Genomic DNA, 22,943 nt, shown 5'->3' on the forward strand with positions numbered 1-22,943 from the left:
TCGTATAGAACCATCGTTGAGCACATTTTTCGGCGCACGGTTTTGGCCGGACACTTTGGGCTATGGAAGCTTATTCAGTGCAGGGCGCGGAGCCGGCCCGCGAGTCGTCGGTGGTTCGCGGTGTCCTGACCATGACCGGTAGCGGTGTCAGCAACCAGGTGGGCGCGGGGATCGGCGCCCACGCCTTTCCGATGATCGGGCCGGCAGGGGTGGTGGCTGTACGGCAGCTGGTCGCCGCCGCCGTGCTCCTCCCTGTTGCCCGCCCTCCCTTCCATCGGTTCACGTGGCGGCAGTGGTGGCCGGTCCTGCTGCTGGGGGCCGCTACCGCATTGATGAACATCTGCCTCTACGTGGCCATCGAACGGATCGGGCTGGGCCTTGCCGTCACCCTGGAATTCCTGGGTCCGCTGGCGGTTGCCCTCCTCGGATCAAGGGCGCGGCGGGATTTGTTGTGCGGGCTGAGCGCAGGACTGGGAGTCTTCATCCTCGTCATGCCGGGGCCCACCAGCGACTTTGCCGGCATAGCCATCGCTATGACGGGAGCCGCGTGCTGGGCCGCGTACATCGTCCTGAACCGCGTCGCCGGCCAGCGGCTGCCCGGACTGCAGGCCCCGGCCGCGGCCACCCTGGTTTCCCTCGTGTTCTACCTGCCGGTGGCCGCCTACCTCGTCATGCAAGGGATGCTCGCCGGGCCGGCTCTGCTGTACGCCGTCAGTGCCGGTCTTCTTTGCTCAGTCATTCCCTACGCCGCCGACCTCATTGCACTCCGCCACGTGCCCGCCGGATTCTTCAGCGTGTTCATGAGCATCAACCCCATCCTCGCCGCACTCTCCGGAACCGTGGTGCTGGGGCAGATCCTGGTTCTCCACGAATGGCTGGGCATGGCGTTGATCGTGGCCACCAACACCGCAGCGATCTGGCTGGCGGGCCGCAGGACTGCGCCCGTAGCTATTTAGCTGGCCGGACCGGGGCGGTCGATGGCATCCATTACCCTGTCGGTAACGTCATCGATGGCGCCGATGCCGTCCACCCGCGTCAGGATGGTGCGCTTCGCATACGTGGCCACCACCGCCTCGGTCTGCTCGTGGTAGAGGTCCAGCCGGTGGCGGATAACGTCTTCGTTGTCATCGCTACGGCCGGTTACCCGGGCGCGGCCCAGGAGTCGCGTTACCAGTTCCTCGTCGTCCGCCGTCAGTTGCAGAACGAGGTCAAGGCTCAGCTCGCGTGCGGCCAGGACGCCGTCCAGGTAGTCGATCTGCGCTGCGGTGCGCGGGTAGCCGTCCAGCAGGAAGCCGTTGTCGACGTCGTCCTGGCTGAGCCGGCTGCGCACCATCTCATTGGTGACGCTGTCGGGCACAAAATCCCCCGCGTCCATGTACTTCGTGGCCTCGATGCCAAGCGGTGTCCCGCCCCTCACATGGGCACGGAAGATGTCACCTGTGGAGATCGCAACGACGCCAAGGCGGTCCGAAATGCGCCCCGCCTGCGTGCCCTTGCCGGAACCGGGCGGGCCAATAATCAAAAGCCTCGTCATTCGGGTATCCCTTCGTTGTGCCGTTGTTGGGGTGTGCCCCCATGTTAGGACTTCAAAGGTTGCGACCAGGCTGCATTGGCGGTGCCGCCAGAAATTCAGTCAGCATACTTACTATCGGGCAGGGATCGGGTTTACGATGAAATTGTGAGCAACCGGCGGACGGCCGGCGGCAACCAAACCGGAGGGAGTACCACCATGGGTCTGGGAGACAAGATCGAAAATGCTGCCGAGAAGGTTGGCGGCAAGGGCAAGGAAGCGGCCGGAGAGGCCACCAACGATCCGGGCCTGAAGGCCGAAGGCCAGGCTGACCAGTCCAAAGCGGATTTGAAGCAGGCCGGCGAGAAGGTCAAGGACGCCTTCAAGGAATAGGCCGCTGAACCGAAGCAAAACAGAAGCGGACGACGCCGGAACCTCCCGGCGTCGTCCGCTTGCGTTTGCCTACGACCGGGAAGCCAGTGCTTCCAGGGCAGCGCGGGCCCCGACGCGGTGGAGGTCATTCAACGCCCGGGTGTACGCCGCCACGAAGACGGGGTTGTCGATCAGGTCCCCGAAGACCTCGCGGTTGGAGATGAAGGCGAGCGGTTCCTCGTGCTGCCGGGCGGCGGCTGCCATCAGTGGTTCCTTGAGCCGGTCGACGACGTCGATGGGGTTTCCCTGCTCGTCGGTGCCTTCGTCGTACCGTGCCCAGCTGGCTACTATCGCCGCGGACCGGGCGATCTCGCCTCCATGTTCGAGGTTGATGCGGATGACCGGAACCAGCCATTTGGGAATCCGGTCCGAGCTTTCAGCGCATAGCCGGGCCAGGGTGTCGCGGACGTGCTCGTTGGAGAACCGCTCGATCAGGGTCCGCTTGTAGGCTCCGAGGTCAATGCCAGGTACCGGGTGCAGCGTCGGCGTGGCTTCCTTGTCCATGTAGTCGAGCAGGAACTGTGCGAACAAACCGTCCTGGGCCACCTCGTGGGCGTAGCGGTAGCCGGCGAGGTAGCCGAAGTAGCACATGCCCTGGTGGCTGGCGTTGAGCAGGCGCAGCTTCATCAGCTCATACGGTTCCACGTCTTCCACCAGCTGGACGCCGGCATCCTCGAAGGGAGGCCGGCCGAGGCTGAAGTGGTCTTCGAGGACCCATTGCTCGAACGGTTCGCACACCACCGGCCAGGCATCCTCGACGCCGAGTTCTTCGGCAATCGCGGCGCGGTCGACGTCGGTGGTCACCGGGGTGATCCGGTCCACCATGCTGTTGGGGAAGGGGACATTGCCCTCCACCCAGGCCCCGAGTTGAGGGTCCTTGAGGTTTGCGAATGCGGTGAACATTTTCCGGGCCACGTCGCCGTTGCCCTGGATGTTGTCGCAGGACATCACGGTGAAAGGGGCAAGCCCGCGCGCCCGGCGCCTGGCGAGTGCTTCGGTGACCAGGCCGAAAGTTGTCCGCGGCGCGGCACCGGGCTGGAGGTCGTGGACCACGTCCGGATTGCCGGCATCGAACTCGCCGGTGACGTGGTGGAAGTTGTAGCCGCCCTCGGTAACCGTGAGCGAGACGATCCGGATCGCCTCGGATGCCATCTTCTCAATGACGGTTTCGGGGTCCTCCGGGGCGAAGAGGTACTCGATGATGGACCCGATGACCCGTCCTTCCCGGGTTCCGTCCGGGTTCTTCACCACCAGGGTGTAAAGGCAGTCCTGGGCGTCCATGACCTGCTTCATGCGGGCATCGCCGGGCAGGACGCCGACGCCGCAGACGGCCCAGTCGTGAGCCTGCCCGGCGTTCATCAGCCGGTCCAGGTACATGGCCTGGTGGGCGCGGTGGAACCCGCCCACGCCGAAGTGGACGATCCCTGCTGTCAGGCCGGTGCGGTCGTAGGAGGGTACCGCCAGGGAACCGGACAATCCGGAAAGTACGCTGGGCTCGAGTGCAGGCATTGTCTAACCTTCCGATGCGGTGAGGGAGCCGGTCAAGGACCCCAGTTCGGCTGACGTGGGCGGGTTGGCGCCTGGCCGGGAGCACGTGATGGCCGCGGCCCTGTTCGCGTACGCGGCCAGGGCGTGCAGTTCACCCTCCGTGATGTCCCGCAGGCGCGATCGTGCGGGCGCGCCAAGCGCGTCCAGTTGCGCGAGCCCGGAGATCAGGCCCGCCATGAACGAGTCCCCCGCCCCGACGGTGTCCGCCACGGTGACGGCTTCGGCGGCCAGCTCCACCCGTAGTTGGCGTGTGAGGAGTACCGGCCCGTCCGCGCCGCGCGTCAGAGCCGCAATGGACGGTCCGAGATCGAGCCACGCGAGCAGGCTCTCCTCCGGCGACCTGTCCGGGTAGAGCCAGGCCAGGTCCTCATCGCTGGCCTTGACCACGTCGCTGGCTGCCACGAAGAGTTCGGCCTGCGAGCGTGCCGCGGCCGCATCCGGGCTGATCCCCGGCCGGCAGTTCGGGTCGTAACTGATGGTCGCATGCTGCCGGGCCGCCTTCACGAGAGCAAGCGTTGCCTGGTCTCCCGGCGCCAGCACGGCAGCGATCGAACCCGTATGGACGTGCACGGACCCTTCGACGGCGGCCAGGGCAGGAAGCGATGCCCCGTTGATGTCCCAGCCGATGTCGAACGCGTAGGTGGCGGCGCCGTCGGGATTGAGCGTTGCAGTTGCCGTGGACGTGGGCGCGCTGCCGCCCCTGAGCACCGTGACGCCGTTGGCCAGCAGGTGCTCTTCGATCATGAGCCCGTAGCGGTCATCTGCGTAGTGCGTTACGAGGTTCGCCGCCAGGCCCAGGCGGGCAGCCCCCACCGCCACGTTGAGGGGGCTGCCACCGGCGTGTGCCTGGACTTCCTGCGGCCGGCGCGGGTCGGTGATGATGTCCACAAGGGATTCGCCGATGACGGTGATCATGGTCAGCGGCCCGGGTAGACCACGGCTTTGAGCTGTCCGGGCTGCTTGCCGGCTTTGAGCGCTTCCTCGGAGTCTGCGAGGGCGAACCTGCCGGTGACCAGGATGTCCAGGTCCACTTTTCCGTCGGCGATCAGCTGGATGGCCAGCGGCCAGGTGTTGGTGTAGCGGAACACTCCGGATAGCCAGATCTCCCGGTTCTGGATGTACGAAACGGGGAGTTCGACGTCGTCCGCCCCCAGCCCGACCAGAATCACCTTCCCGGCCGGTCCCACTGCCTTGATGCCGGAACGGACCGCCTGCGGTGCGCCGGAAGCGTCGATGAACGCATCGACGTCGAGCCCTTCCACACTGTCCGTCTTCGCGTTCAGCGCGTGGGTTGCCCCGTGTTCCAAGGCAAACGCGAGCCGGTCTTCGGCGATGTCGCTGATATAGATTTCGGTGGCGCCGAACGCACGGGCGGCCTGGGCGGCGATGATGCCGATCGGACCTGCACCGGCGATCAGGACCCGGCTGCCCGGCTTGATCCCGGCACGTTCGCAGGCCCAGAGCCCTACCGAGAGGGGCTCGATCAGGGCTGCGGCCTCGTCGCTGACGGTGTCCGGGATGTCGTAGGCAAAGTCGCTCTGGATGGTCACGTATTCGGCGAACGCGCCGTCGATCGGCGGGGTGGCGTAGAACTCGATGTCCGGGCACAGGTTGTAGCGGCCGGCTTTGCACTGCTTGCATTTGCGGCAGGGGCGCTGGGGTTCGACGGCGACCCGCTGGCCGATGCGGGCAGGGTCCACGGCGCTTCCGACGGCGGCGATCCGGCCGGAGAGTTCGTGGCCCAGGATCAGCGGGTGGTCCACCACGTAGTCGCCGATCCGGCCGTGCTCGTAGTAGTGGACGTCGCTGCCGCAGACGCCGACGGCGGCGACCTGGACCAGCACCTGGTCGGCGTCGAGCTGCGGGACGGGCAGCGATTCCATCGCCATGTCGCCCTGGCGCTTCAGGATGGCGGCGCGCATCGTCGCGGGCAGCTCCGGCCGTCCGAGGGCCGGGTTCTGGGTGGTTGATGTTGTCATCGAAGTACTCCTCTGGGAATCGAAAGGGGACGGCGTTACTTGACGGGCTGGTTACTTGACGGCGCCGAGCGAGAGTCCCTGGACGAGCTTGTCCTGGGCGGCAAAGCCGGCGAAGAGCACCGGCAAGGAGATCACGACGGCGGCGGCGCAGACCTTGGCTAGGAAGAGGCCCTGGCCTGAGACGAAGCCGGTCAGGAAGACCGGGGCGGTGCCTGCCACCACGCCGGTGAGGACCCGGGCCAGGAGCAGTTCGTTCCAGCTGAAGATGAAGCAGATCAGGGCGGTGGCAGCGATGCCGGGCATGGCCACGGGGGCGATGATCTTCCGGAGGGTCAGGAGCAGGTTGGCGCCGTCAATCTGGGCCGCCTCCAGCATCTCGACCGGTACTTCCGCGAGGAATGACCGCATCATCCAGACCGCGATGGGGAGGTTCATGGAGGTGTACATCAGGATCAGGAACCAGATGTTGTCCAGGGCTCCGACGGTTCTGGCGAACAGGTAGAGGGGCAGGATTGCAGCCACCACGGGCATCATCTTCGTGGAGAGGAAGAAGAACATCACGTCCGTCCACTTCTTCACCGGCCGGATGGACAGTGCGTAGGCCGCAGGGATGGCCAGGACCAGGACGAGGACCGTGGACAGGATCGAGGCAGTGGCTGAGTTGATCAGGGCCGGCCACGGGCTGACGCCGGACGTTTCCCCGAAAAATTCCCGGTACGCATCCAGGGTGAGATTGGCGGCAATGGACGGCGGGTTCGTTGCTGCATCGGTTTCGGAGTGGAAGGAGGTCAGGATCATCCACACGACCGGGGCTGCGAAGAGCAGGGCGAGCAGCCAGGCCGCGAGGCCGGCCGCGGTGTTGTTGCGGGTGGGATCCATGCGGGTCTTGCCACGTTTGCGGCTGCCGGTGTTCAGGGCGGTGGGGCCGGCGGAGGTTTCGCGGGGCGCGGCGGGGGTGAGGGTGCTCATCGTGCTGCCTCCTTCTTGAAGAGTGAAAAGACGGTGCGGAGTGCGAAAGTGGCCACGATGATGGTGCCGATGACCACCACGACGCCGGCGGCGGATGCCAGGCCGTATTCGTTGGCGAAGTAGAACGTCTGGTAGATCGCGTAGGGCAGGTTGGCCGTGCCGAGTCCGCCCGCGGTGAGGGTGAAGACGGCGTCGAAGTTCTGCACTATGTAGATCGCCCCGAGCAGGCCGCCCAGCTCCAGGTACTGGCGCAGGTGCGGCAGCGTGAGGTGCCGGAAGATGGCCCATGGGGTGGCGCCGTCCATCTGGGCTGCTTCCACGGTGTCCATGGGACGTGACTGCAGGCCGGCCAGCAGGATGAGCATCATGAACGGCGTCCACTGCCACACCAGCGAGACGATGACGGCCATCATGGGTGCCTGGGAGAGAAGGTCCAGCTGGGGCGCAGTGGCGCTGCCGAAGAGGGACCAGACCCAGGTCAGGATGCCGTTGATCAACCCGTAGGTGGGGTTGAGCAGGGCGTGCTTCCAGATCAGCGCCGCGGCTACCGGCACCACCAGGAACGGGGCGATCAGCAGGGTGCGTGCCAGTCCGCGGCCGATGAACTTCTTATCCAGCAGCAGGGCCAGGCCCAGTCCCACGAGCAGGCTCACGAGGACCACGGAGACGGTGAGGAGGATGGTGGTGAAGATTGCCTGGCGCAGGTCGGGATCCGTGAGGACCGTGACGTAGTTTTCAAAGCCGGCGAAGGCGGTCTTGTCAGGGCTGAGGCTGTTCCAGTTCAGGAGCGAGATGATCAGCGTCACCACGAACGGAAGCTGGGTGACGACGATAAGGAAGATCAGGGCCGGCAGCAGCGGCGCGCGCCGTGCCCAGGCCAGCGCACGCTCACGTGATTTGGCGTTCTTGGAGGGGGTGGCTGCGCTGCGTCCCGATCGGGAGATACGCGCCGTTGCGGTAGTCATGATGTTCTCCTGCTGTTGGGTTGTTGCTACTTGTACTTATTGCCGACTTTTTGGGCGGCTTCCTGGCCCTTGGCCAGCGCATCAGCCACGGAACCCTGGCCGGCGATGGCGGAGCTGACTCCTTGGGACACGTTGGTGCCGAGGGCGGCGAACTCGGGAATGCCGACGAACTGGATACCGACGGCCGGGCGTTCCTGCGCGCCGGGGTTCTTCGGGTCCGCGTTCTCGATGGCGAAGCGCTCTGCTTCGAAGAACGGGGCGGCCTTCTGGAACTCGGCGTTCTCGTAGGTGGAGATGCGCTTGCCGGAGGGAACCTTCGCCCAGCCGAGCTTGGCGGCGACAAGTTCCTCGTATTCCTTCGAGCTGGCCCAGGCGATGAACTTCCCGGCGGCGTCCTGCTTCTTTGAGGCAGCCTGCATGGCCCAGGACCAGGTCCATAACCAGCCGGAGGACTTGGTTTCCTTGATCGGAGCCTGGGCGTAGCCGATCTTGCCCTTCACCGGGGATGCCTCGGCTTCCAGGGCTCCGGCAGCCGAGGTGGCGTCGTACCACATGGCCACTTTGCTTTGGCTCATGTTGTTCAGGCACTCGGTGAAGCCGGCCTGGGCGGCGCCCAATTCACCGTGCTCACGGACCAGTTTGGTGTAGAACTCGACGGCCTGGGTGAATTCCGGGGAGTTGACCTGGGCGTTCCAGTCCTTGTCGAACCAGGTGCCGCCGAAGGTGTTCACCACGGTGGTCAGCGGCGCGAAGACCTGGCCCCAGCCGGGCTGGCCGCGCAGGCAGATACCCTTCATTCCCGGAGCGGCGCCGTCCACCTTCGCCGCTAGGTCCGCGACCTCATCCCAGGTGGGCTTCTCCGGCATGGTCAGGCCCTTGGCGTCCAGGATGTCTTTCCGGTACATCAGGAAGGACGATTCGCCGTAGAACGGTTCGCCGTAGAGTTTCCCGTCCTCGCCCGTCAGGGACGCCGTGTAGGCGGGCAGGATGTCGTCCTGTTCGAAGGCCGGGTCCGCGGCCACCTTGTCCAGTGGAGCGAGCCAGCCGTTGGCGGAGTAGAACGGGATCTCGTAGTTGGACAGCGACGCGACGTCGTACTGTCCGGCCTGGCTGGAGAACTCCTGGCTGATCTTGGCCCGGACGTCGTTCTCCGGCAGGATCGTGTAATTGACCTTGACGCCGGTTTCCTTGGTGAAATTCTCCGCGGTGAGCCGCTGCAGGTCCTCCATCTGAGGGTTGTTCACCATCAGGACATTGATGCTGTTCGGGTCGCCAGCGGAATTGCCTCCGCCGGCACCTGCACAGGCCGAGGCACTGAGTGCGACGCACAAAGCGCCGACGGCGAGGGTCGCAGCACGCATTTTTGAGCGCATTAAGGACTCCTTTGTTCTTCAGGGGTGCGCGGTCACCGCACTCGACTGCCATGTCGATGTACCGGACCGGACGGGGCTAGTGGCCGGGAAATCCGGGGGTGCCCCGCTGTTGTTCCTCAACGATAGGGCTGTGGGATAGGGCACAACTAGCGCCGTGGTTGCCAGTTTCTGATACTAATTTTCCGCGCCGGTCCCTCAGGGAGGCGATAATCTGGGGGAAGGCATTCAAGATGCTTCCATTTTTCATAAACCCAAAACGTGGAGAACCACTATGAGCGTCGCGGACCTCACGGACGGAGCAGACGGAGCAACGGCAAGGCTCGCCGAACGGCTGCTGGGGATGCGGGCCAACCGGGAAGTCATCCCGCCCGACCCGAACCACTCGGTCCGGTGGCACCAGCACGACTACCCCAGCCCCGTGGCGCGGTGGAACTACCATCCCGAGTACGAGATCCACCTCATCCGGAAGGGCACCGGAAAGTTCATCGTCGGAGACCACATCGGCACGTTCGAGGCCGGCCACGTCTCCCTTGTCGGGTCCGGGCTGCCGCACGACTGGGTCAGCGATCTGGAGCCCGGCGAAGTGCTGGAGAACCGTGACGCCGTCATCCAGTTCGACGCCAAGTGGGTTGAGCAGACGGCAGCCCTGGTCCCCGAAATGGCCGAGGTAAGGCCGCTTCTGGAGCAGTCGGCACGGGGCATAGAATTCCTCGGGCGTTCAGCGGAGACCGCGGCCGCAGCCATCGAAGCGATGGGTTCCGCCACCGGCCTGGAGCGGTTCCGCCACTTGCTGGAACTCTTTGCGGTCCTTGCCCGCGCCCCGCAGGAGGAACGGCGTTACCTCGCCGACGAATGGTTCAGGCCCCAGCTGGACAGCCAGGCCGCCGCCGTCGTGGATATCGTTCTGGAGTACGTTTTCGGCAACCACGCCGGCACCGTCAAGATGTCCGAGGCCGCGGCACTGGTCGGCATGCCGGAACCGACGTTCTCGAAGTACTTCAAGCGCGCCACCGGCCAGAACTTCAGTGACCTGGTCCGCAAGCTTCGGCTCGCCCATGCCCGCCGCCTGCTCGAGCACAGCGACAAAGCCATCTCCGAGATCTGCTACGAGGTGGGTTTCTCGAACCTGTCCAACTTCAACCGGCACTTCCTCAACGACGCCGGCGAAACCCCGCGGGCCTACCGCCAGCGGGTACACGGCTGACCTTTCAAGTTTCCGCAGGAGTGGCTAAGATGTTTTTCCTTCAGACGGTGAGCAGACTCCGTCTTCGTCTTCTCCAAGGAGAGACCGGCACATGGCAACCGACTATGACGCACCCCGGGTGAGCACCGAGGACGAGGCAAACGCCACGACCGACGTCCTCAAGCCCGAACGTTCTGCCGCATCAACGTCCCAGATCGACGTTGACGAGTCCGACCTGGCCGACTCCTTCGAGCTCCCGGGAGCGGACCTGTCCCACGAGGAACTCCTCGTGCAGATCATCCCCGTCCAGAAGGACGAGTTCACCTGCATGTCCTGCTTCCTGGTCCACCACCGCAGCCAGCTGGCCCGCGAGAAGGACGGCAAGAAGTACTGCAAGGACTGCGAAGGCTAGGTGCTTGCCCGGGGACCGGTCCCCAACGACGGTTGACGGCCGGGTGGCCCGCTATAGTGGCAGCAGCCATGAGCAGCCTTCCGTCCGCCCCCGCCACAGTCCGCCTTGATGCCTGGCTGTGGGCCGTCCGCGCCTATAAGACCCGCTCGGCTGCCACGGCCGCCTGCCGCGGCGGGCACGTCCGGCTGAACGGAAACCCGGCCAAGGCGTCGCAGTCCGTGGTGCCGGGCGACACCGTCCGGGTCCGCCAGCCGGGATATGAACGGATCCTCGAAGTCCGGCGGCTGATCGCCAAGCGGGTGGGCGCCGAGGCAGCCGCGCACTGCTTCACCGACCACACCCCGCCGCGGCCCGAGGCGCCCGCGCTCGGTCTTCCGCAGCGCGACCGCGGAACCGGCCGGCCCACGAAGAAAGACCGCCGCGAAATGGAACGCCTGCGCGGCCCGGCTTAGGCCTGGTCACCAGCCTGCCGCATTCCGGTTTACGGGGTGGAGTCGTTCAACTGACGGCCCCGAAGCTCAGGAGCACCTTGCCGGATTCCGCGGAGTTCCGGGCAACGCCGAAGGCCTCCAGGGCTGCCCCCACGGGGTACTCGTGGGTGATCACAGGGTCCACAAACAGGGTGCCGTCGGCGAGGGCCGCGATGACGTCGTCGATCTCGTCGTTGAAGCGGAAGGAACCCTTGAGCTCCAGTTCGCGGGTGATGNCTGATCGCCTTCGAGGCCATGAACCACTGGGCCAGTGATGGCGGCTTCATCACAGGGTCCACAAACAGGGTGCCGTCGGCGAGGGCCGCGATGACGTCGTCGATCTCGTCGTTGAAGCGGAAGGAACCCTTGAGCTCCAGTTCGCGGGTGATGGCCAGCGAGATCAGGACCGGCTGCGGGCCGGTGGGCAGCAGGCCGACCATCACGACGGTGCCGCCGCGGGCGGCGCCCTGGATGGCGGAGGCCAGTCCGTGGTGGTTGCCGGAGGATTCAATCACGACGTCGGCCTCGACGGCGGCGATCGCTTCCGCGTCGGAGGCGGCGAGCACTTCGTCCGCTCCCACGGCCGCGGCGATTTCCAGCGGCCTGGCGTGCATGTCCACGGCGACGATCCGGCCTGCGCCGGCGCGCTTGAGGACGGCCACGGCCAGCGCGCCGATGGGGCCGCTGCCGATCACCAGGGCGGTCTTTCCGCTGACGTCCCCGGCACGGGACACCGCGTGCCAGGCCACGGAGGCGGGCTCGATCAGCGCCGCYGTGCGCAGGCTGAGGCCTTCCGGCAGCGCGCGCAGCATCCGCGCCGGCAGGTTCACGTAACGGCTGAACGCGCCGTCGGTGTGCGGGTAGCGGGCGGCGCTGCCCAGGGTAGCGGGCGGCGCTGCCCAGATACGTGCACCCGGGTGAGAGGTTGGGCCGGTCCGCCGGATACCGCGCCGCACCGGGGCCGGGCGTGGCCGGGTGGACGGCAACCGGGGTGCCGGCCACCGGCCCGGTGCCGTCTGCCGCGGCACGAATCACGGTCCCGGAAATTTCGTGCCCGAGCACCAGGGGTGCGCGGAGGATGGATTCGCCGGCGGCGCCGTGCAGCCAGTAGTGCAGGTCCGAACCGCAGATACCGCCATAGCGGACTTCGACGACCGCCTCGTCGGCACCGGGCGCCGAAACGGGCACGTCTTCGATGCGGAGGTCGCCGGCGGCGTGCGCCACCACGGCCGGGCCGGATTCGGGCAGGACTGTGTTCGCACCCATCAGACCACCACCGTCATTCCGCCGTCGATGAAGATGGTCTGCCCGTTCACGAAGTCCGACCCGTCCGAGGCCAGCCACACCGCGGGACCGGCCNCCCATCAGACCACCACCGTCATTCCGCCGTCGATGAAGATGGTCTGCCCGTTCACGAAGTCCGACCCGTCCGAGGCCAGCCACACCGCGGGACCGGCCAGATCCTGCACGGTCCCCCACCGGTGCGCCGGGGTCCGGCCCAGGATCCAGGCGTTGAAGTCCTCGTCATCCACCAGGTTCTGCGTCATCTCGGTATGGATGTACCCTGGGGCGATCCCGTTGATCTGCAGCCCGGACCCGGCCCACTCCGCGGTCATCGCCCGGGTCAGGTTCCGCAGCCCGCCCTTCGCCGCGATATACGGGGCGATGGTCGGGCGGGCGAGATCGGTCTGCACCGAACAGATATTGATGATCTTCCCCCGGCCGCGCGGGATCATGACCCGCGCCGCCTCACGCCCCACCAAAAACGCGCTGGTCAGGTCCGTGGAAATCACCCGCTCCCAGTCCGCCACGTCCAAATCCAGCATCGGCACCCGGTGCTGGATCCCCGCATTGTTCACCAGGATCTCCAGCGGCCCCACGTTCTCCTCCACCCACNCCCAGTCCGCCACGTCCAAATCCAGCATCGGCACCCGGTGCTGGATCCCCGCATTGTTCACCAGGATCTCCAGCGGCCCCACGTTCTCCTCCACCCACGCAACACCCCGCGCAGCCTCAGTATCGCTCGTGACATCGAACGCGCAACTGTGCACCCGCCCCGGCGGGTACCCGGCCGCCATCGCAGCCTCAGCCGCCTTCAGCCGCTCAGTATTGATGCCGTTCAGCACCACCGACGCGCCGGCGTCCGCCAGCGCCCGCGCCAGCGCATTGCCGATCCCCCGGCTCGAACCGGTCACCAGGGCAACACGCCCGGTCAGGTCAAAAAGTGCACTCATGCGAAGGGGCCTTTCTGCACCAGGTTGGCGGGAGCCTGTCCCGCTGCGAGGGCTTCGAGCTGCTTCCGCAGGAGCCTGAGGATCCTGGGCTGGAACGCCGATGCGTTGCCGCCGATGTGAGGGGTGATCAGTGCGTTCGGAGTGGACCACAGCGGGTGGTCCTGAGGCAGCGGCTCGGGATCAACGACGTCGAGCGCGCACTGCAGGCGGCCGGACAGAACTTCCTTGGTCAGGGCAGCCGTGTCCACCACGGAGCCGCGGCCCACGTTCACCACCAGGGCACCGTCCGGGAGGGCGGCGAGGACCTCCTCGCCGATCAGCTGGTGGGTCTGCTGGTTCAGGGGCAGCACGGAAACGAGGATGTCGTGCGTGGCGGCGAGCGCGGGCAGGTCCGCGGACGCGTGAACCTCGCCGTATTCGTCGGTGCGGGCAGCACTCCCCACCCGGGTGACCGTGACCTCGAAGGGCTCCAGGCGGCGGGCTATTTCATGCCCGATCCCGCCGACTCCCACGAGCAGTACCCGCCGGTCCGCCAGGGACTGGCGCCGCTCCGGCCGCCACAGCCCGTACTGCGAATCGCGGACGGCCTGGTCGATGCCCCGCAGTTTCGCCAGGATCAGCCCGACGGCCAGTTCCGCGGTCGCGGCGGCGTGGACGCCGGAAGCGCTGGCCACGCCGGCCGCCGGACCGGCGGCCTCGATCACGCCGTCGTATCCGGTGGACTGCGTCTGCACGTACTTCAGGTTCGGGACGCGCGCAAGGGAGCCCAGCACGGCGCAGGCGTCGATGTACGGGAGGATGACGCCGTCGATCTCACTGAGCGTCCCGCCGTCGGGATCCGCCTTCAGGTCCCAGACCACTCCCCTCAGCCCTTCGGGAAGGGGTGAGAGATCGGCGAGCAGTTGCCGGTCGGGGAAACTGACGGTACGGACTGTTTGCATCGAAGAACCTATCAATCGTGGGGTGTGGTGGGTGGCGTGCGGCTAGCGGCGGTCGAAAGTGAGGCCGCCGGGGACCTGGAAGGTGGGCATGAGTTCGAGCATGCCCACGTTCACGTGGCGGGGTGTTTCGATCGCGTAGTCCATCGCGTTGACGATGTCGTCCGTGGTCAGCGATTCGTAGCCCTCGTAGTACGTCTTCCACGCCTCCTCCATGGCCTCGGGAGTACCGCCCATGTTGCGGCCGAAGATCTCCGTTTCGACGCGTCCGGGGCAGATTTCGGTGACACGGATGCGCTTGCCCACCGTGTCGTTGCGCAGCTGCCGGGAGACCTGGTGCACTGCCGCCTTGGTCGCGTGGTAGACCGTGTGGCCGTAGAAGTTGTAGACCCCGGCGATGGAGCTGATGTTGATGACGTGTCCGCGGTCCCGCTCCACCATGCCCGGAAGCACCAGCCTGGTCAGCTGGAGCAGCCCGCGCAGGTTGACGTCCACGAGTTCGTCGATGTCGCTCTCGCTGGAGTCCAGGATGTTTCCAGGCCGGGACACCCCGGCGCAGTTCACCAGGACATCCACTTCAAGATCGCCGACGGCGGCAGCCAGCGCTGCGGTGTCGGTCAGGTCGACGACGTGGGGAACCGCGCCGGTCTTGTCTGCCAGTTCGTTGAGGCGCTCCTCGTTGCGGGCGAGGGCGTGGACCGTGAGTCCCCGCTTGGCGAGGCGCCCGGCGATCGCGGCGCCCATGCCGGTGGACGCGCCCGTGACGAGGGCAGTTGAATAATCTGAAAAAGGCATGGAAGTCTCCTGAGGATGCAGCGCAGTTGATGCCCCGCAATTGGTGCAGTGCACTGCCGGTGGGGGCAGTGCACTGCTGTTCGGATGGGTGGTGGTTTAGGCGTCGCGGAGGGGCAGGTGCGCCCGGTCCTTGACCGTGCTGACGGCGGCGAGGGTGCCCAGTGCCGTGATCACGGCGTAGAAAGCGGGCATGTAGATGTTGCCGGTGGAGGAAATGAGCCAGGTCATCAGCAGCGGGGCGGTGCCACCGAAGAGTGCCGAGGAGATGTTGTAGCCCAGGCCGTAGGCGGAGTACCGGACCCGGGTGGGGAACAGTTCAACGATCAGGATGTGGATCACGGCGGTGTGGCCTGCGAAGACCACTGCCATGATGCAGGCGCCCAGGATAGCCAGGCCCATCTCACCGGTGGCGATCAGGGCGTAGGCGGGGATGCCGACGATTGCCATGGCGATCGCGGAGCCGGCGATGACCTTCTTGCGTCCCACACGGTCAGACAGCGCGCCCATGAAGGGGATGGCGATGCAGATGACCACGAGGCTGCAGGCGGTGACGATGAGCGCCTCGCCGATGGTGAAGTTGAGCTGCTTGCCCTTCAGGAAGGTGGGCATGTAGGAGAAGAGGACGTAGTAGCCGGAGCCGTTCATGAGCGGGATAAACAGGGCCAGGAGCATGGCGCGGCGGTGTTCGGCGGACTTGAAGGCTTCCTTGAGCGGGTTCTTGGACAGGCCGCCCTCTTCCTTCAGCTTCACGAAGTTCGGGGTGTCGCTGATCGCCTTGCGGATGTACCAGCCGATGACGCCCATGGGGATGGCAACCAGGAACGGGATGCGCCACGCGAACGAACCGAAGCCGCCGCCGTCGATCGCTGCCTGGGTGAGCCAGGGCGACATGGAGAACGCGACGAGCGTGCCGGTGAGCAGTGCGGCGAAGGAGGCGATCTGGGCGTAGGAGGTGATGATGCCGCGCTTGCCTTCAGGGGCGTGCTCGGCGAGGAAGGTCATGGCGCCGGCCGCTTCGCCGCCAACGGAGAAGCCCTGCAGCATGCGGAGCAGCACCAGGAGGATCGGGGCGGCGATGCCGATGGCTGAGTAGGCCGGCAGCACGCCGATGCCCGCCGTGGCCACGCTGATCAGCAGGATGACAAAGACCAGCAGCTTTTGCCGCCCGATGCGATCCCCCAGGTATCCGCAGACGACGGCGCCGAGGGGGCGAACGAAGAAGGACACGGCGTAGCCGGCGAAGACGAACAACAGGGCGTTGTCCGGGTTGCCGGGTGCCAGGAAGACGAGGGCAAGCGTTCCGGCCATAAAGGCGAAGATGCCGTTGTCGTAGAGCTCCACGAAAATGCCGACGCAGCCGGCAGTCACTACTTTGCGGGTCTGCCTGCTGCTGAGCCGCTCTTGCGGCTGGGCCGCGTGCGTAGAAGTTGTCATGGCTTTCCTTACTAAGGGGATGGTAACAAGGCTCTGGATCTGATGCGAGGGTGTTAGCTTCCGGCCGCCGGGGCGAACTGTTGCCAGCCCGGCCGGCTGCCGATGCCGAGGAGGGCAAAGACTGTGCTGACGGTGGAACGGAGGTTTTCCAGCTCCCGCAAGGCCGCCCTGTGTTTCGCCGTGGCGTCGGGGACGGTGGTCCTGCGGAAAGTTATGGTGTGGCCCGGCCTTGCCTGGGCCAGCACATCCAGCGAGCGGGTGGTGACCACTGCGAGGACCGGATAGCCGGCGGTGACGCCCCGGCCCCGGTGCAGCACCAGGAGTTCATCCCGGGACGGCACCTCGATCGCTCCGACCGGAACGCCGCGGGACAGCACTTCGGCGCTCGACTGGCGTTCGGGGAGGTCCCCGCCGAGGCGCAGTCCGATGTGGTTGCTCCGGGCGCTGACGGTGTATTCGGTGGTGTAGAGCAGGTCCGCGGTGTCCCCGAATTCGTCCACGTCGGGGCCGTCCGTGACTTCGACTACGGCCTGGCTGCTGAACTCGGGACGGGTCAGTCCCAGCCGGAACAGCGGCAGGTCGAAGTACGGCTGCCGGATCGGCGGGACGCTTCGCGAGGTCTTGAGTTCGGCGCCGTCGGTCAGGCGAAGGCCGAATCCGATGACGGTGTCCGGGGCGCAGCTTCCGAGGAGGACGGGTGCCTCGACCGAGCCGTGAACGGCAAGGTAGGCGCGGAGTCCGCCGGTGATCTGGCGCAGGGCGACTGTTTCGCCGGCCCGGACGGATACCGGTTCCCACTGCTGGCATTCGCGTCCGCCCACCGTGAGGCGCAGCGGCGCTCCGGTGACGGCGATGAGGATGTCCGTGCTGGCCCGCATCCGGAAGTCCAGTGCGGTGACTTCCAGCAGGGGTGCGCTGTCCTCATTACCGGTGAGGATGTTGGCCGCGCGTGCGGAGAACTGGTCCAGCGCGCCGTTCACGGGCAGTCCGAACCGGGGTCCGCGGAAGCGGCCAAGGTCGGTGACCACGGAGTTGCCGGACTGCTGGATGACCAGGGAGCCGCTCATCGTGCCGCCTCCAGTTTCCGGCCGGCGTAGCTCGCGAATTCTTCGGCCCGGATCTGGTGGAACCTCAGCAGGTCGCCGGGAACGTAGGGAACCAGCGGTTCGCTGGTGACGTCCAGGACCGCCAGCGGCGTCTGGCCGATGACGCACCATCCGCCGGGGGCCATGGCCGGGGCGATGACTGCCTGCCGGCCGGCGACGGCCACGGCACCTGCCGGGACGGACAGGCGGGGGTCCTTCAGCCGCGGTACAGGCAGCGGGAAATCGGGGCCGTCCATCATGGGTGAGCCGGCAGGGGCGCCGAGGCATCGGATCACGTAGGACTTGGCCGTGTGCAGGGCGATGATCTCCTCGACCGGCAGCTGCTCGTGCTCTGCAACGCGTTCCAGGTCCGGGCCGTATTCGCCGCCGTAGACCACGGGGACGCTGAACTCGCGCGGAGCCCGGGCAGGGGCGCCAATGAAGTCGAGCTGGCGCATTCCCAGAAGGACAAAGGCACGGACCTGGCGAGCGGAGGTGACCCCGGGATCGAATTCCACGAGCAGGGAGTCGTAGGTGGGCACGGCGCCGTGGACGCCGTCGGCCCCCGCTGCCTCCAGCCAGCCGGCGAGGGCATGCACGGTGCTCCAGTTGGCCTCGCGGTTCGGTGAAGAGGCGACGACGCGCAGTGCGGCGTCCCCGGATTCGAAGACTTCCACCGGGGTTGGCGTTGTGGTGGCGGGCATGTCAGGCGGCCTTCGCTTTGGCGGCCAGGACCTGGGCGACGGGTGCGATGGTCACGCCGGCGCGTTCCAGTTCGGCGCGGATCTGGCGGGCCAACTGGACGGCGCCGGGAGTGTCACCGTGCAGGAGGACGGTGTCGGCGACGATCTGCAGGTCGGTCCCGGCGACCGTTTCGATGAGCCCTTCGCAAACCATCCTGATGGTGCGGTCCACGATGGCTGACGGATCGTGGATGACGGCGCCGTCGCGGCCTCGCGGCACCAGCGTGCCGTCTGCCTCGTAGGCGCGGTCGGCGATGCCGACGATGGCGACCGGAAGCTGTCGCAGCGCAGCGGCGTCGGCAAGTTCGCCGTCCTGGGCCAGGACGATGAGGTCCGGGTTGATGCGGGCGGCGGCGTCGGCCACGGCCTCCGCGTAATCGGCGCGGGTGGCCACGAGGTTGCCGAGGCGTCCGTGCGGTGCGATGTGGGCGACGCCGGAGCCGTGGTACGAGGCGAAGGCGCTCAGCGCACCGACCTGGTAGAGGATGTCGTTGCGGACCTCGTCCGCAGTGAGGTCCATGGCTCGGCGGCCGAAGCCCCGGAGGTCGGGGAAGCTCGGGTGCGCCCCGATGCTGACGCCGCGCCGCACGCACTCGGCGACGGTGGCGTTCATGATGTCGGGGTCTCCGGCGTGGAATCCGCAGGCGATGTTGGCGCTGGAAACCACCTCGAGCAAGGCAGCGTCGTCACCCATCGAGTAGGCGCCGAAGCCTTCTCCGAGATCTGCCACGAGATCAACTGTGGGTCCCATGTGAGCCCTCCTGGGATGTTGGCTGGACAGCTGCGCAGCGAGGCGCGGAGTTCAGCTTCCGGTAGTGAAATGAATGCCGGGAACCTGCCCGGTGCGGGGCCTGCGGTCCGGCGGCCCGGACTGCCGGGCCTCTGTCCAAAAGTCTGGCATTGCGAATTGGCTCACACAAAGACGTAATCCATGTCACGGGATAGGCCCTCGTTATGACGGGTGAGCCGTACAGTGCTGCCATCATTCGTGCCACCTCGTTCCGATCATCAGGTTCCGTCTTATCAGCGCGTTATCGCGAATACATTCAAGGTAGGGACCGTATATTTCAGAAATGTAAAAGGGAACGTCTTTCCCGGTTAATCCCATTAGCATGCGAAATGCATCTGACGTCATCGCAAAATTGCATATCAACCATGCGGGTAGAATGTACGATTAATGAATTGGCATCCGGTTATGACCTTCCCGGGGTCTGGACGCCGCGAAGAGAGAAGGCGCCATGGATACGCGGAAGCTTGCGTACTTTGTCCAGATTGTGGATTCGGGCAGCATCACCAAGGCCGCAGCGGCGCTGCATGTGGCGCAGCCTGCCCTGAGCCAGCAGGTCTCGGCGCTGGAAACCGACCTCAAGCAGCGGCTCCTGATCCGCAGCAAGCAGGGCGTCAAGCCCACCGCCGCGGGCCACACTTTGTACCGGCATGCCCAGTCGATCCTGCGACTGGTGGAGCAGGCACGCCAGGACGTTGCCGCGTCCGGGGCCGCACCGTCCGGCCGGGTCTCCATCGCGATCGCGCCGTACAGCATGGCCTCCAGCCTGACGCCGCGGATCATCGGCGAAGTGGGCCGACGGTACCCGGAAATCGTCCTGCACGTCACGGAAATCTACGGCGGCGTCCTCAGTGAAGCCATCAAAAACGGCCGGCTGGACATGGCGCTCATTTACGAGCCGGGCCCCATCCGCGGCGTCCAGTTCACCACGCTGATCGTCGAGGACCTGCACTTTGTGGTTAACGCCAACAGATCCGATGTGGCAGCCGGAAACGGTGAAATTTCGCTGGAGGATGTTGCGCGGTTCGGGCTTTTCCTTCCCGAGAAGATCCACACCCTCCGCCAGGTTGTCGAAACCGGCTTCACCAGCAAAGGGCTCGCGCTCAAGCTGGTGGGCGAGGTGGAGTCGGTGCCGTCCCTGGCCCGGCTCCTCCGGGCCGACCTGGGTGCCACCATCATGCCCAAGTCGGCCGCGGACGCCCTGTTCCACGAGGAGGACTTCCACGTCCTGCGCATTGTGGATCCGGCGCTGCAGTGCAAAATCGCACTCTGCACCCCTGATCACGACCCCCTCTCGGAAGCCGCTTCGGCAGTCCTGCTGGTGTTGAAGGAAATGCTCCAGGAAATACTGAGCAATAAATACGCACGGTAGGCGGTCCATAGCATCCGCTTATTAGGCCACGCATCATTAGTCTTAGTATCACGGCGCTCCGGAATCTAGAATTAGAGCGAAGCCGAGGAAATGCGGCAGTTTATTTTGTAATTAATTTATTGGGAGGCCGCCGTGAAAAAGTTAAGCACTATTCGAAGATTTTCCGACACAGGCCCGGGGCTCACGGCCAGAACAGGTTTCCACTGCCCGTCAAATGGCTTTTGGCGCCCTGAGGACCGCTCAATGGATGCTGTCTTCGTTTTCGAAGGGAGCATCATGCCGGCAGGCAGTGCCGGATCAACGGTCTGGTATCTGGAGGGTTCCGTCCCTGGCCAGCCCCGCCACCCGGCCCAATAGGTTACGGCCGCCACAGGAACAGCGCGAACTGGCAGCTAATGCCCCCAAATCACGGATTTGGGGGCATTAGCTGCCTGTTGGCGCAGTAGTCCCGCACGCCAATGCCGCCGCACGGGAGCTTTCCCGTGCGACGGCGGTGCTGCCGCGGCTGGAGGGAGCGGTTAGGCCTCTTCGACGAGCAGTCCCTTGGACTTCAGGACGTCGGTGAGGTTGCACAGCTCGATGGTGGTTCCGCCGGCCTGGTAGAGGCCGATGAGTTCGCGCTCGGCGTCGTCGCGCTCCTGCGAGAGGCGGATGACTTCCTCGATCTCGTCCTTCCGGACCACCACGACGCCGTCCGCGTCACCGCGGAGCACGTCGCCGGGGTAGATGATCTCGTCGCCGAAGACCACGGGGTGGTTGATGGGGCCGATGGTTTCCTTGACGGTGCCCTTGATGGAGATGCTGCCGGAGAAGACGGGCAGCCCCAGTTCGATGAGGTCCTGGGTGTCGCGGACGCCCGAGTCGGTGACCAGGCCGGCGAGGCCCTTCGCCTTCATGGCGTTGCCGAGGACGTCACCGAAGGTTCCGGCTTCCTCGTACTCCCCTGCCGCGGCCAGGATGACGTCCCCGGCTTCGGCGTAGTGGATGGCCACCTGCAGCATGAGGTTGTCGCGGGGGGCGCAGCGCACGGTGACGGCGGGGCCGCAGAAGGACATGGAGCGGTCGATCGGCTTGATCCTGGAGCTGAGGGCGCCCTTGCGGCCCTGTGCCTCGTGGATGGTGGCGGACGAGAACTTCGCGAGGCGGCTGACTGCGTCGGCTTCGGGTCGTTCGATGGTGGTTTTGACGTGGATCACGGCGTTTTCCTTCGGTGGGTGTGGATCAGTTGAGGGCCCGGACGGCCTTGTCGATGGCCGCGATGGACTCGTCGATGACGTCGAGGCTGGTGGCGTAGGAGATGCGGAAGTAGGGGCCAAGTCCATAGGCCGATCCCTGGATCACGGCCACGGAGGCCGCTTCAAGGAGGTACAGGGTGAAGTCCTCGTCGTTTGCGATGACCTGCCCCTCGGTGGTCGTCTTCCCGATCACCCCCGCACAGTTGACGTAGGCGTAAAAGGCGCCTTCCGGCGTCGTGCATGACAGCCCGTCGATGGCGTTCAGCGCGGCGACTGCCGCATCGCGCCGGGCGCGGTAGATTTCGCGGCTTTCCTGCACGAAGCGCTGGCTGCCCGTGAGGGCGGCAGCGCCGGCGGCCTGGCTGACGGAGGACGGGCAGGAGGAGATCTGCGACTGGAGTTTGTTGATCGCGGCGATCAACGGGGCAGGTCCCGCAGCGTACCCCAGGCGCCAGCCGGTCATGGCGTAGGCCTTGGAGACGCCATTGACCGCCAGGATGCGGTCCTTCAGTTCCGGGGCCACCTCCACCAGGCTTGCGAGCTTGCCCGTGCCGAAGTAGATCTGGTCATAGATCTCGTCAGTCAGGATGTGGACGTGCGGGAAGCCGGCCAGGACATCCGCCAGCGCGCGTAGCTCCGCGGGGGAATAGACTGCGCCCGTGGGGTTCGACGGCGTGTTCAGGATGACCCATTTGGTCCGCCCGTTGAGTGCTCCGGCCAGAGCCTCGGGGGTGAGCTTGAACCCCGTCTCCTCGCCACAGGCAACCACCACGGGGGTGCCTTCGTTCGCGAGCACCATGTCCGGGTAGGAGACCCAGTACGGCGCGGGCACCACCACTTCGTCGCCGGCGTCCAAGGTGGCCATGAAGGCGGTGAAGATCACCTGCTTGGCGCCGCCGCCAATGGTGATCTCGGCCGGGGTGTAGTGGATGCCGGTGCGCAGTTCCAGGGTCTGGAGGATGGCCTGCTGCAGGGCGGGGGTTCCGGTGACGGAGGTGTACTTGGTTTCCCCGCGTGTGATCGCTTCAATGGCGGCCGCTTTGATGTGTTCCGGGGTGTCGAAGTCCGGCTCCCCGACCGTCAGGTCCAGGATCCGGCGCCCTTCCGCCTTCAGCTCACGCACGCGGGCCGCGGCGGCCACGCTTGCGGATGACTTGATGCGGGACACCCGTGATGCAGGTTCAAATTTAGGCATGGTCTCTTCCTACGGATTCAGGAGGGAGCGGTACTCGCTTCCTTCGACCCTAGGGAATCCTGGCGCGTCTGGATAAGACCTAAAGTGCGTGGACGGATAAGCGTCGCTTATGGCCCGTGCCCACACTTTTTGGTTATGGCTCCACGCAGGATTGGTATTTCCGCGGGCGGATTCTGGTGTCTAGCTGTATTGACCTGAGAGGTTGGTGACGCGGCTGGCCGGTGGCTGACCTTTGAGTGAGGTGTGGCCTCGATGATGATTGTAGTGATGGAGCCAGTCGGCGA

23 protein-coding genes and 3 pseudogenes are annotated in these 22,943 nt (G+C 65.9%); 6 read left to right on the plus strand and 20 right to left on the minus strand.

The window, feature by feature from the left end:
• Positions 1-62 precede the first annotated feature (62 nt).
• On the plus strand, positions 63-956 hold the full coding sequence (locus ASF98_RS23400; protein WP_055807615.1) for an EamA family transporter: 894 nt from the start codon (positions 63-65) through the stop codon (positions 954-956).
• Here the strand turns inward: ASF98_RS23400 and ASF98_RS23405 are convergent.
• Positions 953-1,534 carry an adenylate kinase gene (locus ASF98_RS23405; RefSeq protein ID WP_055807618.1) on the minus strand — a complete coding sequence of 194 codons (582 nt, stop codon included), beginning with the start codon at positions 1,532-1,534 and terminating at the stop codon, positions 953-955. The genes ASF98_RS23400 and ASF98_RS23405 overlap by 4 nt on opposite strands.
• A 195-nt stretch (positions 1,535-1,729) precedes the next feature.
• On the opposite strand from ASF98_RS23405, the gene ASF98_RS23410 reads away from it, so the two are divergent.
• A complete protein-coding gene (locus ASF98_RS23410) occupies positions 1,730-1,903 on the plus strand; it encodes a CsbD family protein (RefSeq protein WP_055807725.1) in 174 nt (57 codons plus the stop codon).
• Positions 1,904-1,972: 69 nt separating this feature from the next.
• Here ASF98_RS23410 and ASF98_RS23415 read toward each other — a convergent pair whose 3' ends face one another.
• The 6 genes from ASF98_RS23415 to ASF98_RS23440 are packed head-to-tail and all read right to left on the minus strand — an operon-like array spanning position 1,973 to position 8,776.
• Entirely contained in the window at positions 1,973-3,451 is a 1,479-nt protein-coding gene (locus ASF98_RS23415) for a mannitol dehydrogenase family protein (RefSeq protein WP_055807621.1), read from the minus strand.
• A gap of 3 nt (positions 3,452-3,454) precedes the next feature.
• Positions 3,455-4,405, minus strand: a complete 951-nt coding sequence (locus ASF98_RS23420; protein ID WP_055807624.1) for a carbohydrate kinase family protein — start codon at positions 4,403-4,405, stop codon at positions 3,455-3,457.
• Positions 4,406-4,407: 2 nt separating this feature from the next.
• Complete coding sequence (locus ASF98_RS23425; RefSeq protein WP_055807627.1) at positions 4,408-5,469, minus strand: NAD(P)-dependent alcohol dehydrogenase; 1,062 nt, start codon at positions 5,467-5,469, stop codon at positions 4,408-4,410.
• 51 nt (positions 5,470-5,520) lie between these two features.
• A complete protein-coding gene (locus tag ASF98_RS23430) occupies positions 5,521-6,438 on the minus strand; it encodes a carbohydrate ABC transporter permease (protein WP_055807630.1) in 918 nt (305 codons plus the stop codon).
• A complete protein-coding gene (locus tag ASF98_RS23435) occupies positions 6,435-7,403 on the minus strand; it encodes a carbohydrate ABC transporter permease (RefSeq protein ID WP_055807633.1) in 969 nt (322 codons plus the stop codon). The genes ASF98_RS23430 and ASF98_RS23435 overlap by 4 nt, the downstream gene beginning before the upstream one ends.
• Positions 7,404-7,429: 26 nt before the next feature.
• Positions 7,430-8,776 carry an ABC transporter substrate-binding protein gene (locus ASF98_RS23440; RefSeq protein WP_055807636.1) on the minus strand — a complete coding sequence of 449 codons (1,347 nt, stop codon included), beginning with the start codon at positions 8,774-8,776 and terminating at the stop codon, positions 7,430-7,432.
• 271 nt (positions 8,777-9,047) lie between these two features.
• Here ASF98_RS23440 and ASF98_RS23445 point away from each other — a divergent pair, with 271 nt between their 5' ends.
• The 3 genes from ASF98_RS23445 (at position 9,048) to ASF98_RS23455 (ending at position 10,823) form a co-directional block, all read left to right on the plus strand.
• Entirely contained in the window at positions 9,048-9,980 is a 933-nt protein-coding gene (locus tag ASF98_RS23445; RefSeq protein ID WP_082507018.1) for an AraC family transcriptional regulator, read from the plus strand.
• A 91-nt stretch (positions 9,981-10,071) separates the two neighbouring features.
• Positions 10,072-10,371: a DUF4193 domain-containing protein gene (locus ASF98_RS23450; protein ID WP_028269817.1), complete on the plus strand. Its 300-nt coding sequence runs from the start codon at positions 10,072-10,074 to the stop codon at positions 10,369-10,371.
• A 68-nt stretch (positions 10,372-10,439) separates the two neighbouring features.
• Positions 10,440-10,823 carry an RNA-binding S4 domain-containing protein gene (locus tag ASF98_RS23455; RefSeq protein ID WP_055807639.1) on the plus strand — a complete coding sequence of 128 codons (384 nt, stop codon included), beginning with the start codon at positions 10,440-10,442 and terminating at the stop codon, positions 10,821-10,823.
• Between the two features lie 46 nt (positions 10,824-10,869).
• On the opposite strand, the pseudogene ASF98_RS24965 reads toward ASF98_RS23455, so the two are convergent.
• The 11 genes and pseudogenes from ASF98_RS24965 to ASF98_RS23495 form a co-directional block, all read right to left on the minus strand.
• Positions 10,870-11,077: pseudogene (locus tag ASF98_RS24965) on the minus strand (L-idonate 5-dehydrogenase); the annotation flags it as partial.
• Between the two features lies 1 nt (position 11,078).
• Positions 11,079-12,107 (minus strand): annotated as a pseudogene (locus ASF98_RS23460) (L-idonate 5-dehydrogenase); the annotation flags it as partial.
• Positions 12,107-12,187, minus strand: a complete 81-nt coding sequence (locus ASF98_RS24385) for a hypothetical protein (RefSeq protein ID WP_442854058.1) — start codon at positions 12,185-12,187, stop codon at positions 12,107-12,109. The gene ASF98_RS24385 and the pseudogene ASF98_RS23460, both read right to left, overlap by 1 nt.
• A gap of 18 nt (positions 12,188-12,205) precedes the next feature.
• On the minus strand, positions 12,206-12,737 hold a 532-nt coding region (locus ASF98_RS24970), incomplete at its 5' end, for an SDR family oxidoreductase (RefSeq protein WP_235506145.1).
• Between the two features lies 1 nt (position 12,738).
• A pseudogene (locus ASF98_RS24975) lies at positions 12,739-13,075 on the minus strand (SDR family NAD(P)-dependent oxidoreductase); the annotation flags it as partial.
• Positions 13,072-14,016, minus strand: coding sequence for a 2-hydroxyacid dehydrogenase (locus ASF98_RS23470; protein ID WP_055807645.1), 945 nt, complete (start codon positions 14,014-14,016; stop codon positions 13,072-13,074). The pseudogene ASF98_RS24975 and the gene ASF98_RS23470, both read right to left, overlap by 4 nt.
• A 42-nt stretch (positions 14,017-14,058) precedes the next feature.
• Positions 14,059-14,808, minus strand: coding sequence for an SDR family oxidoreductase (locus ASF98_RS23475; RefSeq protein ID WP_055807647.1), 750 nt, complete (start codon positions 14,806-14,808; stop codon positions 14,059-14,061).
• 96 nt (positions 14,809-14,904) lie between these two features.
• On the minus strand, positions 14,905-16,242 hold the full coding sequence (locus ASF98_RS23480; RefSeq protein ID WP_055807650.1) for an MFS transporter: 1,338 nt from the start codon (positions 16,240-16,242) through the stop codon (positions 14,905-14,907).
• A 53-nt stretch (positions 16,243-16,295) separates the two neighbouring features.
• A complete protein-coding gene (locus tag ASF98_RS23485) occupies positions 16,296-17,309 on the minus strand; it encodes a biotin-dependent carboxyltransferase family protein (protein WP_055807652.1) in 1,014 nt (337 codons plus the stop codon).
• The gene (locus tag ASF98_RS23490) at positions 17,306-18,031 is read right to left on the minus strand and encodes a 5-oxoprolinase subunit B family protein (RefSeq protein WP_055807655.1); all 726 of its coding nucleotides are present in this window, start codon (positions 18,029-18,031) and stop codon (positions 17,306-17,308) included. The genes ASF98_RS23485 and ASF98_RS23490 overlap by 4 nt, the downstream gene beginning before the upstream one ends.
• Before the next feature lies 1 nt (position 18,032).
• Positions 18,033-18,821, minus strand: a complete 789-nt coding sequence (locus tag ASF98_RS23495) for a LamB/YcsF family protein (RefSeq protein WP_055807659.1) — start codon at positions 18,819-18,821, stop codon at positions 18,033-18,035.
• Positions 18,822-19,308: 487 nt separating this feature from the next.
• Between ASF98_RS23495 and nac the strand changes: the two genes are divergently transcribed.
• Positions 19,309-20,229: a nitrogen assimilation transcriptional regulator NAC gene (gene nac / locus ASF98_RS23500; RefSeq protein WP_055807661.1), complete on the plus strand. Its 921-nt coding sequence runs from the start codon at positions 19,309-19,311 to the stop codon at positions 20,227-20,229.
• Between the two features lie 518 nt (positions 20,230-20,747).
• On the opposite strand, the gene ASF98_RS23505 is transcribed toward nac, so the two are convergent.
• The gene (locus ASF98_RS23505) at positions 20,748-21,425 is read right to left on the minus strand and encodes a 4-carboxy-4-hydroxy-2-oxoadipate aldolase/oxaloacetate decarboxylase (RefSeq protein WP_055807664.1); all 678 of its coding nucleotides are present in this window, start codon (positions 21,423-21,425) and stop codon (positions 20,748-20,750) included.
• Between the two features lie 25 nt (positions 21,426-21,450).
• Positions 21,451-22,659, minus strand: coding sequence for an aspartate transaminase (locus tag ASF98_RS23510; protein WP_055807666.1), 1,209 nt, complete (start codon positions 22,657-22,659; stop codon positions 21,451-21,453).
• Positions 22,660-22,943 lie beyond the last annotated feature (284 nt).

The sequence above is a fragment of the Arthrobacter sp. Leaf337 genome (assembly GCF_001423745.1).
Lineage (GTDB): Bacteria > Actinomycetota > Actinomycetes > Actinomycetales > Micrococcaceae > Arthrobacter.

Coding starts and splice junctions, on each gene's coding strand:
- ASF98_RS23400 (WP_055807615.1), top strand. CDS start 63: ATGGAAGCTTATTCAGTGCAGGGCGCGGAGCCGGCCCGCGAGTCGTCG.
- ASF98_RS23435 (WP_055807633.1), bottom strand. CDS start 7,403: ATGACTACCGCAACGGCGCGTATCTCCCGATCGGGACGCAGCGCAGCC.
- ASF98_RS23480 (WP_055807650.1), bottom strand. CDS start 16,242: ATGACAACTTCTACGCACGCGGCCCAGCCGCAAGAGCGGCTCAGCAGC.
- ASF98_RS23495 (WP_055807659.1), bottom strand. CDS start 18,821: ATGGGACCCACAGTTGATCTCGTGGCAGATCTCGGAGAAGGCTTCGGC.
- ASF98_RS23475 (WP_055807647.1), bottom strand. CDS start 14,808: ATGCCTTTTTCAGATTATTCAACTGCCCTCGTCACGGGCGCGTCCACC.
- ASF98_RS23425 (WP_055807627.1), bottom strand. CDS start 5,469: ATGACAACATCAACCACCCAGAACCCGGCCCTCGGACGGCCGGAGCTG.
- ASF98_RS23440 (WP_055807636.1), bottom strand. CDS start 8,776: ATGCGCTCAAAAATGCGTGCTGCGACCCTCGCCGTCGGCGCTTTGTGC.
- ASF98_RS23450 (WP_028269817.1), top strand. CDS start 10,072: ATGGCAACCGACTATGACGCACCCCGGGTGAGCACCGAGGACGAGGCA.
- ASF98_RS23430 (WP_055807630.1), bottom strand. CDS start 6,438: ATGAGCACCCTCACCCCCGCCGCGCCCCGCGAAACCTCCGCCGGCCCC.
- ASF98_RS23455 (WP_055807639.1), top strand. CDS start 10,440: ATGAGCAGCCTTCCGTCCGCCCCCGCCACAGTCCGCCTTGATGCCTGG.
- nac (WP_055807661.1), top strand. CDS start 19,309: ATGGATACGCGGAAGCTTGCGTACTTTGTCCAGATTGTGGATTCGGGC.
- ASF98_RS23445 (WP_082507018.1), top strand. CDS start 9,048: ATGAGCGTCGCGGACCTCACGGACGGAGCAGACGGAGCAACGGCAAGG.
- ASF98_RS23410 (WP_055807725.1), top strand. CDS start 1,730: ATGGGTCTGGGAGACAAGATCGAAAATGCTGCCGAGAAGGTTGGCGGC.
- ASF98_RS23470 (WP_055807645.1), bottom strand. CDS start 14,016: ATGCAAACAGTCCGTACCGTCAGTTTCCCCGACCGGCAACTGCTCGCC.
- ASF98_RS23490 (WP_055807655.1), bottom strand. CDS start 18,031: ATGCCCGCCACCACAACGCCAACCCCGGTGGAAGTCTTCGAATCCGGG.
- ASF98_RS23510 (WP_055807666.1), bottom strand. CDS start 22,659: ATGCCTAAATTTGAACCTGCATCACGGGTGTCCCGCATCAAGTCATCC.
- ASF98_RS23405 (WP_055807618.1), bottom strand. CDS start 1,534: ATGACGAGGCTTTTGATTATTGGCCCGCCCGGTTCCGGCAAGGGCACG.
- ASF98_RS23420 (WP_055807624.1), bottom strand. CDS start 4,405: ATGATCACCGTCATCGGCGAATCCCTTGTGGACATCATCACCGACCCG.
- ASF98_RS23415 (WP_055807621.1), bottom strand. CDS start 3,451: ATGCCTGCACTCGAGCCCAGCGTACTTTCCGGATTGTCCGGTTCCCTG.
- ASF98_RS23485 (WP_055807652.1), bottom strand. CDS start 17,309: ATGAGCGGCTCCCTGGTCATCCAGCAGTCCGGCAACTCCGTGGTCACC.